This is a genomic window from Nitrosomonas sp. ANs5, from assembly GCF_050584665.1.
Lineage (GTDB): Bacteria > Pseudomonadota > Gammaproteobacteria > Burkholderiales > Nitrosomonadaceae > Nitrosomonas.
Map to the genome: position 1 here is coordinate 23,529 of NZ_JBEUDO010000027.1, position 14,005 is coordinate 37,533.

The window sequence follows — 14,005 nt, forward strand, 5'->3', positions numbered from 1 at the left end:
TCTCATGCTGGCAAGGTTAATCGGAAGCGTGCGCCTTGCCCGGTATTTCGAACAAATGCAATGTTTCCTCCATGTGCCAGCGCATATTCCTTTGCGATGGCCAAGCCCAGTCCTGTGCCCTTGATATGTGTGCTGGGCGTGTTGCGTCCTTGGTAAAAAGGCTCAAATATTTGCTTCTGATCCATGCTGTCAACGCCTGGACCGGAATCTTCGACCTCTATTTGAATGGCGTCATCGCTTTGCGCGGCAGTGATTTCTATATGGCCGTCAACTGGGGAAAACTTGACGGCATTGGAGAGGAGGTTATCCAGGATGATATCCAATTTCTGTTTGTCGCATTCCAAAATTATCTCCGGGCAGGTTAAATTAATCGTTATGTTCTTGTTGAGAATTGAAAGATTCTGCACTTTTATGACGGAGTTTATCATTTCGCCTAAATTGACACGTTGCTTGACGAGCGTGATCATGTCTGCCTGCAGTGCGCTGAAACTGAGCAAATCTTCGATACGTTTTTGCAGTTGCATGCTGCTAGTATGCAGAATTCCGGCAATCAGTTGTTGTTTCGCGTTCAGATTGCCAGGAATGCCTTCAACCAGTAAATCGGTCCCTTCCCGAATTGCGGTCAGGGGTGTTTTGAGCTCATGCGAGACATGCCGGAGGAACTGCATTTTTTGTTCTTCCAGTTTCAGAAGGCGAAGTCGTAGCCAGTCAAGGCGTGCACCCAGATATTGCAAATTTTGCGGCCCATTGACATGAATGGCGCGCGTGAGTTTGCCTTGTCCCATATGTAAGATGGCTTCGTCGATCTGGCGGATCGGGCGAGCAATGAATACCGAGAAGGCCAGTGCCAGGAAGACGACCAGTGGAATCAGAATAAGTAATTCCCATTCGACCAGGGAACGGGTCTGGGTAGCGATTTCGCTCATTTTCCCGACATTTTGTCCAATGAGCCGGAGGCTGTCGGAAGAAAATTCTTGAGCAAGAAGCAGCAATGAAGCGAAGCGATCGAGAAGGTATTGCAAGTCCTTGGGTTGTTCGTTCAGGATCAATATTTCGCGAAAAATACTGGTTTCCAGCAATCTCAATTTTTCCAGCAGAAGCTGTTGTTCCAGATGGGCAGAAATATCGAGCAAGTGCTTGGTGATTTTTTCAAACTTGGCGTGGGCCAGAAAATAGCCTTCCAACAGGCTGGCATCGTCCAGAACCAGCGCATGTTGCACGCTGCGTTCCATGGCCCTGATCTCGTCTATGATAATGCCGCTGCCATTGGTTATTTGGGTGGCCTGATAGACATTCTCGCGACTTTGTTCAGCCAGTTGATCGATACGGACGGCACTGTATATGAGCGCGCTGATCAGCGGCAATCCCACGATCGAAAATCCCAGGAGGATTAAGGTCAGGAATGATTTGGGTTTGCGCCGAGAGCCGGCCGGCTGGTGATTGGGTCCGGATGCGGCCACATTTGCTGGGACTTTCATATCGGATTCAACCTTTTAGACAACTCTTGAGTGATGGATTTCCGGCAGCTTGAGGATCGATCAAGTCTGGGCGCCTCATCGGATTATTATAATCCTGCAAACTAGGATACTTGGCATATGTTTGATGTCAAACTTTCTGGAAATTCATGGTGATAGAATATGTCATCAGGTTTGCAGGTTTGTTTGTCCGGTAAGGAGGGTGGCTGATATCGATCGCTGCTGGATTGGCGATCCGCCATGGAATCCAGGATAATACGCAGCAATGGCCACAGATCAAGAATTATGCCATGAGAACTGCTTCCGCTTGCAGTCAGAGGTTTACCTTTCGAGTGTTCTGGGCGAGAATAGCGGCCATCATGCTGGGCGGTGAATCGGTTGAATTTTGATGCGCTCTGTGCCAAGCATGATAAAAACGCATTGATTCATAGGGTTCAGATATTGAGACCTCAAGGCGGCTGGCAAATATGACTGCCCGGGCAAGAGATACTTCCTTAATTGATAATAGCTAACGATTTTGCTCATCATGTTACTGATGATTGATAACTACGACTCCTTTACCTATAACCTGGTTCAGTATTTTGGTGAATTGGGCGAAGAAGTCATTGTGGCGCGTAATGACGAGATTACCCTGGATGAGATTCAGCGCCTGAATCCGGCACGCATCGTCATTTCGCCCGGGCCATGTACGCCCAATGAGGCAGGAATCTCCTTGCAATTGATTAGCCGGTTCGGCGGCAAGATCCCATTGCTGGGCGTGTGCCTGGGCCATCAGAGCATCGGGCAGGCCTTCGGTGGGCGGATCGTGCCTGCCAGGCAGATCATGCATGGCAAGACTTCGCTTGTTTTTCATGATAACAAGGGTGTTTTCCGCGGACTGGATAATCCGTTTGTGGCCACGCGTTATCATTCGCTCGTTATCGAGCGATCGAGCATGCCTGCCTGTTTGGCTATTACCGCCTGGACCGAAGATGGCGAGATCATGGGAGTGCGCCACCATTCCCTGCAAATAGAAGGCGTGCAATTTCATCCTGAATCGATTCTGAGCGAGTATGGACATCAATTGCTCAGAAATTTTCTGCGCGGATGCGAAGACCAGGAAAGCCCGGCGGCTTTAATTCAAGCGTGAAACTGCAGGCAACCCTGGCTCGCATTATCGAGCATCACGAGATTCCTTATGAGGACATGATCGAGCTGATGTACGCGATCATGGCGGGTGAAGTGTCTCCGGTGATGACTGCTGCCCTGATTACCGGTCTGCGAGTCAAGCGCGAGAGTATTGGCGAGATTACTGCCGCAGCCCAGGTGATGCGTAAACTGGCTGCACGAATTGACGTGACAGATACTGAATATCTCATCGATACCTGTGGTACGGGTGGAGATGGTTGCAGTACTTTCAATATTTCGACTGCTTCCGCTTTTGTCGCCGCTGCAGCAGGCGCGCGCGTGGCGAAACATGGCGGCCGTTCCGTTTCGAGCAAGGCTGGCAGTGCCGATGTGCTGGAGGCGGTCGGCATCAATCTTGATCAAACCCCGGATCAGATTAAGCAGGCAATATCAGAGGTCGGTATCGGGTTTATGTTCGCGCCCAATTTTCATCATGCCATGAAGCACGCGGCACCTGTACGCCGTGAGTTGGGAGTGCGTACATTATTCAATATTTTGGGACCATTGACCAATCCGGCAGGCGCTCAGAACCAGCTGCTGGGGGTGTTCAACGCCGATCTGACCAGCGTACTCGCGCGGGTGTTGCAGCGTCTTGGGAGCCGGCATGCGATGGTCGTGCATGGATGCGACGGACTGGACGAAATCACACTTTCAGGGCCCACCCGGATTGCTGAGCTCAAGGCGGGGGCGATACAGGAATATACCCTGCAACCAGAGAATTTTGGATTAAAATGCGCGCCGATTGAATCCATCCAGGTGGCCGATACGGTTGATGCACGTGCCATGCTTCTGTCCGTGCTGGACAACCAGGCCGGGCCGGCCCGCGATATCGTATTGCTCAATGCGGGTGCGGCTATCTACGTGGCCGGTATTGCAGGTTCCCTCGCGAAAGGCATTGAACAGGCTGGCCATGCGCTTGCCAGTGGTGCCGCCAGGCAGAAAATGCAGGACCTGATTAATTTTTCTAACCAAGTAAGCGCATAACCAGTATGCCCGATATTCTTGATCGTATCCTCGCGGTTAAAAAGCAGGAAATCGCCACCGCCCAAACAGGGGAACCGCTGGCGGCCATGCAGAAGAAGGCACGTGCAGCCTCTTCACCACGTGATTTTATTCAGGCAATCCGTGACAAAATTGATCGGGGTCAAGCAGCTGTGATCGCCGAGATCAAGCGGGCGAGTCCCAGCAAAGGATTGCTGCGTGGCCGGGCGGCGTCATCGGCTGGCTTGTCTGGTACTGCGGGTTCGCTGCCCGGGGATTCGATACCATGCGATTTCAACCCGGCAGAAATTGCGGCAAGCTACGCCGACAATGGCGCTGCCTGTTTATCGGTATTGACCGATGAGCAGTTTTTTATGGGCAGCCCGCTATTTCTACAGGCGGCGCGTGCAGCCTGTAGCTTGCCAGTGCTGCGTAAGGATTTCATGCTGGATGAATACCAGGTGTATGAGGCGCGCGCGATGGGCGCGGACTGTATACTACTGATCGTCGCAGCATTTTTATCACCGGTCTTTCGGGAGGATCCTGCCATCCAGCGGGGCGAGAGTGCGTTGGACCGCATGCGCACGCTGGAATCGATCGCCCATGCCCTGGGGATGGCGGTCCTGGTCGAGGTGCATGATGCGGATGAACTCGAGCTTGCCTTGCAGCTATCGACACCGTTGATTGGAATTAATAACCGCAATTTACGCACCTTCGAGACTAGGCTGGAGACCACCCTGTCACTGATTGGCCGTATTCCTTCTGAACGGATTATCGTTACCGAGAGCGGTATCCGTACATCTGCCGATGTACAAATGATGCAATCCCATCAGATTTATACTTTTCTGATCGGGGAGACGTTTATGCGTGCGCCGGATCCGGGCCTGGAACTGGGCCGCTTATTTGCAATTCATGCCACCTGATCTCTGCTAATTCCCCAATTTTCTGGTCTGTGTGATGTCGTTGACGTCAAATATTGGCGCGCAATATACTCCAGGGCCTGAATGAGGCTGGGCATACTTCTCCAGCCCAAGGTTGATGACTTTATCAACGGTATTCAAATTTCAAATCAATTAACCAAAAAGGAAAATTTTATGAGCTTTAAGGAGCGCTTGGTAAAAAGTTTAACCGGTCTGGTATTCTCTGCCGTTGTCAGTGGCCATGCACTGGCGGCAGGGCCGGCGCAATTCAATGACAAAGGCGAATTGCTGCTTCCGCAGGACTATCGTGAATGGGTGATGGTGGGTACACAAGTCACGCCAAATGAGTTAAACGATGGCAATGCACCCTTCACGGAAATCAGGACGGTCTACATCGATCCAGAGAGTTACGCGCACTGGAAAAAAACAGGGGCGTTCCGAGACGGCACCATGACGGTCAAGGAGCTGATCAGCGTTGGAGACCGTAAGGGGCCAGGAAGCGGCAATGGTTACTTCATGGGAGACTATATCGGCCTGGAAGCATCGGTCAAGGACGCGAAACGTTTTGCAAACGAACCCGGTAACTGGGCATTTTATATTTTCTACGTGCCCGGTAGCCCACTGGTGTCGGCTGCTAAAAATTTGCCGACCGCTGAGTGCGCTGCTTGCCATGAGGCCAATGCCAAAACTGATATGGTTTTCACCCAATTCTATCCGGTGCTGCGTGCCGCCAAGGAAACGGGCGCGTCTGGTGTGATAGCCCCGAAATAAAGATGTGATTCAAGTGACGGGTGTTCTTGCCTGGACTGTGGCCGTAGTGTGCATGGCCAAGACGCCCGTTTCTACTTATCTTGTCGCCGTCAAGATAGGCCTCGCCGGGATGCATGCTTGAGACGCTGTGCAACCGGGCATTTGTTGGCTGTCTTCCCGTCCCTAATGTCAGGGCAATTTACCCGTCCCAATGATAAAATATTGATGATATGGTCAATATTGTCGTTCGCGAGTTTTCCCCCCATGCTTTTGAAAAGCTGAGTGCGCATGGCTTGCCGCCTGTGCTGGCGCGTATCTTTGCGGCACGCGGAATAGGCGATCCCGTTCAACTGGATACGGCGTTTGCCCGCATGGCGCCATTTGAACGGCTCAAAAATATCAGCCAGATCGCTAGATTGCTCGCGGATGCCATTGCCGCCCGCAAACGCATGCTGATTGTTGCGGATTACGATTCAGATGGTGCGACGGCTTGTGCCGTTGCACTGCGTGCATTACGCCAATTCGGCGCGGTAGTCGATTATCTGGTCCCCAATCGTTTTGAATATGGTTATGGCCTGACCCCGGAAATTGTGCATCTGGCTGCAAATCGGGAGGATCCACCTGACATACTGATTACGGTGGATAACGGTATCGCCAGTGTCGAAGGTGTTGAGGCAGCCAAGCGGCTGGGGATGGAGGTATGTATCACTGATCATCACTTGCCTGGCGACCGGTTGCCGGATGCGGCGGTAATTGTCAATCCCAATCAACCTGGATGTGATTTTCCTGACAAGCATATTGCGGGTGTCGGCGTAATATTTTACGTCATGCTCGCGTTGCGGGCAGAATTGCGTGCGCGGGGTATGTTTGGTGCTGCCGGCAAGGAGCCAAATCTGGCCAATTTGCTTGATCTCGTTGCACTTGGCACGGTGGCCGATGTGGTCCGGCTCGATGGCACCAATCGTATTTTGGTGCAGCAAGGATTGCAGCGCGTTCGTAACGGCCGTTGTTGTGCCGGCATGCGCGCGTTGTTAAAAGTGGCCGGGCGTGATTTGGAGCAGATAACAACCTATGAATTGGGCTTTATTCTCGCGCCAAGATTGAACGCAGCGGGTCGCCTTGACGATATGTCGTTGGGTATCGAGTGTCTCATGACGGATGATGCCGCCCGGGCGATACAGCTTGCGACGGAATTGGATCAATTGAATCGCCAGCGGCGGGAGATCGAGGCGGGTATGCGCGAGGAGGCCTTGGACAAGCTGACGGCCATGGCCGACAGATATGGTCCGGCCACTACAACGATGGATGATGCGGCAGGATCCGACTACAGTCTGTGTTTGTATGATTCGGATTGGCATCAGGGGGTGATCGGTTTGATTGCTTCACGTATCAAGGAAAAATTACATCGGCCAGTGCTCGTGTTTGCCCCGGGCAATGACGGTGAAATCAAGGGTTCGGGAAGATCAATTCCAGGTTTCCACTTGCGGGATGCGCTGGACCTGGTGGCCAAGCGTCATCCTGGTTTGATCGTGAAATTTGGCGGTCATGCCATGGCGGCCGGATTGACTATACATGAGCAGAATTTTGAGTGGTTTCGTACCGCCTTTGAGCATGTCGCGCAGACGCTGCTGACGCCGGCAGACTTGATTCGAGTGATCGAAACCGATGGTGAGCTGGCTGAGGATGAGTTGTCGCTGGCGCTTGCGCAACGTCTGGCCAGTTATGTATGGGGCCAGGGATTTCCCGAGCCAAGTTTCAATGGTTGCTTCCGCGTCGAGAGCCAGCGTATTGTAGGAGAACGGCATTTAAAACTGACACTGAGCACATCCGGTGGGAAACATGTGCATGATGCCATCTTTTTCTTTCATACCGAAACTTTGCCTGCAGAGATCGATGTTGTCTATCGTTTGCAGGCAAATGAATACAATGGCAGCATCCGGATGCAATTATTGCTGGAACATTGGTTTGAAACTGATCGTTCTGCTGTATGAATGACATAGCGCTACCCGAGGGCGAGTTGACCTATTTGGCTGAATTTGCAACCAGTCTGGCGATTGGACTGCTTATCGGTCTGGAGCGCGAGCGCAGTCCGGCCGCCAAGGCAGGATTGCGAACATTTGCACTGGTTGCGATGTTTGGTACCCTGGCCGCGATGCTGTCGCACAAGACATCCTCGCCTTGGCCGCTGGTCAGCGGTTTGCTATTGGTCGGAAGCATGGTGATTGCATCCTATTGGCGCAAGCAGGACCAGCTTGAGGATCCGGGAACGACCACGGTTGCGGCAATACTCGTCTGTTATGGGCTGGGCGCATTGGTATGGTATGAGGAATCAGCACTGGCCGTTATGCTCGCCATCATTACCACCATACTGCTTTATTTCAAAGCCGAATTGCAGGGCATGACCCGGAATCTGGACCGGCGAGATTTAATATCGATTCTGCAGTTTGCCGTCCTGAGCTTCATCATCTTGCCCATTCTTCCCAATCAGAATTATGGGCCCTTCGATGCCCTAAATCCCTATCAGATTTGGTTGATGGTGGTATTGATCTCGGGTGTGAGCCTGACCGGCTATATTGCATTACGCTTTTTCAAACAGCGTTTTGGAGTGGTTTTTATGGGCGTGATGGGGGGGCTGGCTTCCAGTACCGCAACCACCATGGTGTTCACGCGTCGCAGCAGTTACAACCCGGATTTTGCCAATCTGGCTGTAATCGTGATTTTATTGGCCAATTTGACTGTGCTTGTACGGCTCGCGCTGATCAGCATGGTGATCTCTCCTGCCATTTTTATCTATCTTTTGCCTGTACTGGGTGGTGGTTTATTGCTGGGGCTGATGACGGCCGTATTCTGGTGGCGTGAACTGACCCAGCAACAGGCCATGCCAATGCCGGATACTAAAAATCCTGCAGAGCTTCCGACCGCGGTGGGATTCGGCCTGCTTTATGCGGCTGTGTTATTTTTCAGTGCCTGGCTATCAGATGTTGCGGGCAGTGGTGGGTTGTATGTCGTCGCGATTGTTTCAGGGTTGACCGACGTGGACGCCATCACACTGAGCAGTTTGCGCTTATATGGACTGGGTAAGCTGGAAATCCTGGATGCTGTCACAGCCATCACGCTGGCTACGATTGCCAATCTGGTTTTCAAGCTGGGGATGATATTTCTTATCGGCAATGCATCATTAGCCAGACGATGTGCACCCGGGATGGTGGCCATCATGCTCGGCCTGGGCGGCGCGCTTGCTGTGGTTTCATCATCATTACATTTGTAAATTCACGTTAACTGACTTGTCTCGTTCATGCTGTCTATATTAGCTTCTGCTGCTTCAGGTGCCGTGCAGCGCCATTATGGCTTTGAAGGCTCGAGTGATGCCCACGCCCTTGCGGAACTGGCGCGTTCAGGCGGTGCCGACAAGCCATTGACCATTATCACCGCGAATGCCCTGGATGCGCAAAGATTGCTGGAAGAAATGGCTTTTTTCGCGCCCGAGTTGAGTGTGCATTTGTTGCCGGACTGGGAAACCTTGCCATACGACACTTTTTCTCCTCATCAGGATCTCATCTCCGAGCGGCTGGCGACTTTTTACCAAATTTCTCACAATGCTTGTGATGTGTTGATCGTGCCTGTTACGACTGCGCTCTACAAAATGCCTCCCAGGGAATATTTGGCGGCATATTCCTTTTTCATCAAGCAAGGAAGTCTGTTGGACCTTGCTGCTTTGCGTGGTCAGATGTCGCTAGCGGGCTATACGCATGTCTCGCAGGTGTTCTCGCCAGGTGAATATAGTGTCCGTGGGGGATTGATTGATTTGTTCCCGATGGGTAGTCCGCTGCCTTATCGCATTGATTTGTTTGATAACGAAATCGAGTCCATCCGTACCTTTGACGTGGATACGCAGCGCAGCATTTATCCGGTCAAGGAGATCCGGCTGCTGCCGGCGCGGGAATTCCCGCTCGACGAGGCTGGACGTAGTCGTTTTCGAGTAAATTTCCGGGACAAGTTTGAGGGTGACCCCACGCGCAGTCAGCTATACCAGGAAATCAGCAAAGGCAATATCCCGGCCGGGATTGAATATTACTTGCCACTTTTCTTCGAGCAAACAGCGACTATTTTTGACTATTTGCCGCAGCATTGCCTGCTGTGTTTGCATCAGGAAATCATGCCGGTGATCGAGAATTTCTGGCAGGATACCCGGTCTCGCTATCAGTTGATGCGCAATGATGTGAATCGGCCCTTGCTGCCGCCGACGGAGCTATTTCTGACTGCTGATAAGTTTTATGGCTATCTGAAACCTTACCGGCGTTTTGAAATTCATGCCGATTCCCAGGCCGCTGCCGAGCCTTTTGCACGACCCTTGCCATCGATCCGGGTAGATCGGCGCGCTGCCAATCCCATTGAAAAACTGGCTGCTTTCGTCGAACTGTTTACAGGTAAAGGCGGGCGGGTGTTGCTGTTGGCTGAGAGTATGGGTCGACGGGAATTGCTCGCCGAATACCTGCGTGAACATGGCCTGAGTTTGAAGCTGTGCGAGGATTATGCAGCTTTCCAGGCGGATGACGCACCTTGTATGCTCTGCGTGGCGCCATTACACAATGGTTTCATTCTTGCAGCGGCCAATCAGGCGTTGGTCACTGAAAATGAGCTATACGCCACTCATGTGCAAGGGCGGCGTACCCGCGAGGCGCGCCGCGTCACCTCAACCGACGCAATTCTGCGTGACCTGTCCGAAATCAAGCCGGGCGATCCGGTCGTGCATGAACAGCATGGTATCGGCCGCTATCTGGGGCTCGTCAATATGGATCTGGGCGAGGGAGAGCCAGGACAGGCCAGTGAGTTCCTGGCGTTAGCTTACCAGGATGGAGACAAGTTATATGTGCCGGTCACGCAACTGCATTTGATTGGCCGCTATAGTGGCGCTTCGCCAGAAAGTGCGCCACTGCACAGGCTCGGAAGTGGCCAATGGGAGAAAGCCAAGCGCAAGGCCATGCAGCAAGTACGCGATACCGCCGCTGAACTGCTTGACTTGTATGCACAGCGCGCCGCGCGGCAGGGTCATGTCTTCCGCCTGAATCAGCATGATTATGACGTTTTTGCCGATGGGTTTGGTTTTGAGGAAACCCCTGATCAGGCTGCTGCCATTCGGGCTGTCATCGAGGACATGACAGCTGGCAAGCCGATGGACCGATTGATATGCGGGGATGTCGGATTCGGCAAGACCGAGGTAGCCTTGCGGGCAGCTTTCGTTGCGGTTGCGGATGGCAAGCAAGTTGCTGTATTGGTGCCAACGACCCTGTTGGCGGAACAGCATTACCAGAATTTCTCTGACCGCTTCGGTCTGATTGCAGATCAGTGGCCGGTAAAAATTGCAGAACTGTCACGTTTCCGTTCGGCTCGCGAACAAGCGGAGGCATTGGAGAGCCTGGCTAAAGGCGCGGTGGATATCGTTATCGGTACCCATAAACTCATCCAGGGCAAAGTGAAATTCAAGAATCTTGGCCTGGTGATCATTGATGAGGAGCACCGTTTCGGTGTTCGCCAGAAGGAGCAACTCAAAAAGCTGCGGGCGGAGGTGGATGTCTTGACGCTGACAGCTACACCCATTCCGCGGACGCTTGCCATGTCGCTGGAAGGTCTGCGGGATTTCTCGATTATCGCCACCGCGCCACAGCGGCGATTGGCCATCAAGACTTTTGTGCATACATATTCCGAAGGGATTATTCGCGAAGCTTGCCTGCGCGAGCTGAAGCGTGGCGGTCAAATCTATTTTCTTTACAATGAAGTCAACACGATTCAGCATATGTTTGCCAAGCTTGCACACTTGTTGCCTGAGGCGCGGATCCATATTGCCCATGGACAAATGCGAGAGAGTGAGTTGGAACAAGTCATGCGTGATTTTTATCAGCAGCGTTTCAATTTGTTGTTATGTACTACCATCATTGAGACGGGTATCGATATACCCAGCGCTAATACAATTATCATACATCGTGCAGATAAATTCGGGCTGGCACAATTGCATCAGTTGCGCGGCCGTGTGGGGCGCTCCCATCATCAGGCCTACGCCTATCTGTTGACGCCCGAGAAAACGGCCTTGACTGCCCAGGCAACTAAGCGGTTAGAAGCAATCCAGGCAATGGAGGAACTTGGCTCGGGGTTTTATCTGGCCATGCACGATCTAGAAATTCGTGGTGCCGGCGCTGTATTGGGTGAATCACAAAGCGGTGAAATGCAGGAAGTGGGATTTAATCTGTACAGTTCCTTGCTGGAAGCCGCAATCAAGTCGCTGAAGGCTGGTCAGGAACCGGATATGCAACAGCCGCTTGGGGTGGTCACGGAAATCAAGTTGCATGTGCCTGCCCTGCTGCCGGAAGACTATTGCCATGATATTCACGAACGGCTGGTATTGTATAAACGGATGGCAAGTTGTACCGAGGATGTTCAACTTGATGAAATCTATCAGGAGCTGGTCGATCGTTTTGGCTTGTTGCCCGATCCGGCGCGTGCGTTGCTGGATTGCCATCGGCTGCGTATTCCGGCCAAACGGTTCGGGATTGTCCGCATTGATGCGGGCCCGGAGAATATCCAGTTACAGTTCATGCCGGAACCACCGATAGAAGCTGCCAAAATCATACAACTTATTCAAAGCGGCCGGGAGTACAGTCTTTCCGGACCGGATCGTCTCAGAATTCAGTTGTCAATTCCTGATGTCAGCGAGCGGGTCAAAGCAATCAAAAAGTTGATTGCTTCGCTGGACAATTGAAACCAGGCGGCACGACAGATTAGCCGTAGGTTGTTTCCTGGTCGAAATCCTGCCAGATATAGTGAGGACGTACGGTCGGTTCGGTGGGAATCAGAAAGGTTACGGCATCCAGGGCCCCAAACAGCGTGCGGCCAATCGTATGCATAAGGCCGGTGACCAATCCGACCGTCAGCCCATAAACGACACCTTCACGCTGCGTGGTGATGATCATGGTTTTGGGGAGCTCGACAAAGCCAGTGGCGGTATTGGCGATGCCATTGACTAATTTTCCACTTGCCATGGCAGGATAATTTTGTTCTGTCTGTTGCTGGGCCAAGGCTGTCTGTGGCAAGACGGCGCTCAGGAACGTGAATAAAGCTATCCATGCGAGTGAGTTTTTCATCGGTGCCTCCCGGAATAGTTAATTGATGTTCGGCCTTAGATGCTGTGTGTGCGGAACAGGTTAGTCTTAACGTTCCAGTTTGTCCAACTTGTCGGTCACCTTGGCCCAGTCATCCGCGTCTGACGGCGCATCTTTTTTCTCGATGATGGGATCCCAGTTTTTGGACAACTCTGCATTGAGCGCAATGAATTGCCGTTGATCGTCAGGCACGTCGTCTTCCGCGTAAATGGCTTCTACCGGACATTCCGCCACACATAATGTACAATCGATACACTCGTCCGGATCGATGACCAGAAAATTTGGCCCTTCACGGAAGCAGTCTACTGGACAGACATCGACACAATCGGTGTATTTGCATTTGATACAACTTTCGGTTACTACATAAGTCATGATGATATTCCTTGCGTGGCATTTTCCAAAAAGAACTGCCGATTTTATCAGAATCCCGCTGAATTCTGCTACAGCTTTAAAGTGGCCGCTTCTGGCTTAGGTCTGACTGAATGACATAGCGTGCCTTTTTGATTGGGCCAGTATGGATTGCAATTTTGAGTATACGTAATGAAACTTGCCAGTTGGAACGTCAATTCATTGAAAGTCCGTTTGCCTCAAGTGGTCGAATGGCTGAATGCCAATCAACCCGATGTATTGTGCCTGCAAGAGACGAAATTACAGGATGAGTTTTTTCCCGAGGATGAAATAGCGGAAAAGACTGGCTATCGGTCCATTTACGCAGGGCAAAAAACCTATAATGGCGTTGCGCTGCTGAGCAAGGAAACGGGTGGGGAGGTCAGCATGGCGTTACCCGGTCTGGAAGATCCCCAGAAACGCTTCATTGCGGCAACTTATGGAAATATGCGGGTCATCTGCGTCTATGTTCCCAATGGAGAGCGGGTCGATTCGGACAAGTATGCTTACAAACTTAACTGGCTGGCGACATTGAGCCGCTTTCTGGAGGAGGAGTGCGAGCGTTATCAGAAAATAGCGGTGCTGGGGGATTTCAATATTGCTCCTGAAGATCGTGATGTTCATGATCCCGAAGCCTGGAAGGGAAAGGTTTTATGCAGCGAACCTGAGCGAGGCAGCTTTCGTGAATTGCTGGCTATCGGATTTGCCGACAGCTTCCGTCTGTTCGAGCAACCGGCGCAAACCTATACCTGGTGGGATTACCGTACGATGGCATTTCGCCGTAACCGGGGATTGCGTATCGATCATATTTTGCTGAGTCATGAGATGGCGAATGACTGTATGGCCTGTTGGGTGGATAAGGAACCCCGGAAACTCGAACGGCCGTCAGACCATGCGCCTATTGCGGTGGAGTTAATGTGTGCGGCGCGCGAGTCGCAGGCGTGACCCATCTTGATACCGAGTATGCTGTAAATGATGGCCGCTGAGGGAGGCGCATACTGGCCGCTTCACTAGTAGATGAATGCTAGGAGGCTGTCCGAGAATAGACTGATCTACTGCGGACGAGCCTGATTGGCCGGATTTTACGATCCTTTTCGTTAAATAGAACGACTATTCGCCTCAAATGATCGAAAAATCCAACTCAACCAACCTCGCCCTCGCTACGATCGCT

The 14,005-nt window shown here is 52.0% G+C and carries 11 protein-coding genes; 8 read left to right on the top strand and 3 right to left on the bottom strand.

All coding sequences use genetic code 11. The features are described from left to right. Nucleotides 1–2: 2 nt before the first annotated feature. Nucleotides 3–1,478, bottom strand: coding sequence for an ATP-binding protein (locus ABTW62_RS08205; protein WP_430904097.1), 1,476 nt, complete (start codon nt 1,476–1,478; stop codon nt 3–5). Nucleotides 1,479–2,001: 523 nt separating this feature from the next. Between ABTW62_RS08205 and ABTW62_RS08210 the strand changes: the two genes are divergently transcribed. The 7 genes from ABTW62_RS08210 (at nt 2,002) to mfd (ending at nt 12,047) form a co-directional block, all read left to right on the top strand. Then, nucleotides 2,002–2,604, top strand: coding sequence for an anthranilate synthase component II (locus tag ABTW62_RS08210; protein ID WP_430904098.1), 603 nt, complete (start codon nt 2,002–2,004; stop codon nt 2,602–2,604). After that, nucleotides 2,601–3,626, top strand: coding sequence for an anthranilate phosphoribosyltransferase (gene trpD / locus ABTW62_RS08215; protein ID WP_430904099.1), 1,026 nt, complete (start codon nt 2,601–2,603; stop codon nt 3,624–3,626). Before ABTW62_RS08210 ends, trpD begins: the two co-directional genes overlap by 4 nt. Nucleotides 3,627–3,631: 5 nt before the next feature. Next, nucleotides 3,632–4,546 (top strand): indole-3-glycerol phosphate synthase TrpC, encoded by a 915-nt coding sequence (locus ABTW62_RS08220; RefSeq protein ID WP_430904100.1) that lies wholly within the window; start codon nt 3,632–3,634, stop codon nt 4,544–4,546. A gap of 171 nt (nt 4,547–4,717) precedes the next feature. Further along, nucleotides 4,718–5,314, top strand: a complete 597-nt coding sequence (locus ABTW62_RS08225) for a cytochrome P460 family protein (protein WP_430904101.1) — start codon at nt 4,718–4,720, stop codon at nt 5,312–5,314. A gap of 209 nt (nt 5,315–5,523) precedes the next feature. Further along, a complete protein-coding gene (recJ, locus tag ABTW62_RS08230; protein WP_430904102.1) occupies nt 5,524–7,284 on the top strand; it encodes a single-stranded-DNA-specific exonuclease RecJ in 1,761 nt (586 codons plus the stop codon). Beyond that, nucleotides 7,281–8,561 (top strand): MgtC/SapB family protein, encoded by a 1,281-nt coding sequence (locus ABTW62_RS08235; RefSeq protein WP_430904103.1) that lies wholly within the window; start codon nt 7,281–7,283, stop codon nt 8,559–8,561. Before recJ ends, ABTW62_RS08235 begins: the two co-directional genes overlap by 4 nt. 27 nt (nt 8,562–8,588) lie before the next feature. Further along, on the top strand, nt 8,589–12,047 hold the full coding sequence (gene mfd, locus ABTW62_RS08240; protein WP_430904104.1) for a transcription-repair coupling factor: 3,459 nt from the start codon (nt 8,589–8,591) through the stop codon (nt 12,045–12,047). Nucleotides 12,048–12,066: 19 nt separating this feature from the next. Here the strand turns inward: mfd and ABTW62_RS08245 are convergent, their stop codons facing one another. Further along, nucleotides 12,067–12,429 carry an exosortase system-associated protein, TIGR04073 family gene (locus tag ABTW62_RS08245; protein WP_430904105.1) on the bottom strand — a complete coding sequence of 121 codons (363 nt, stop codon included), beginning with the start codon at nt 12,427–12,429 and terminating at the stop codon, nt 12,067–12,069. A 66-nt stretch (nt 12,430–12,495) separates the two neighbouring features. Further along, a complete protein-coding gene (fdxA, locus tag ABTW62_RS08250) occupies nt 12,496–12,819 on the bottom strand; it encodes a ferredoxin FdxA (RefSeq protein WP_430904106.1) in 324 nt (107 codons plus the stop codon). A gap of 168 nt (nt 12,820–12,987) precedes the next feature. Here fdxA and xth point away from each other — a divergent pair, with 168 nt between their 5' ends. Further along, a complete protein-coding gene (gene xth, locus ABTW62_RS08255; RefSeq protein WP_430904107.1) occupies nt 12,988–13,779 on the top strand; it encodes an exodeoxyribonuclease III in 792 nt (263 codons plus the stop codon). Nucleotides 13,780–14,005: the final 226 nt, after the last annotated feature.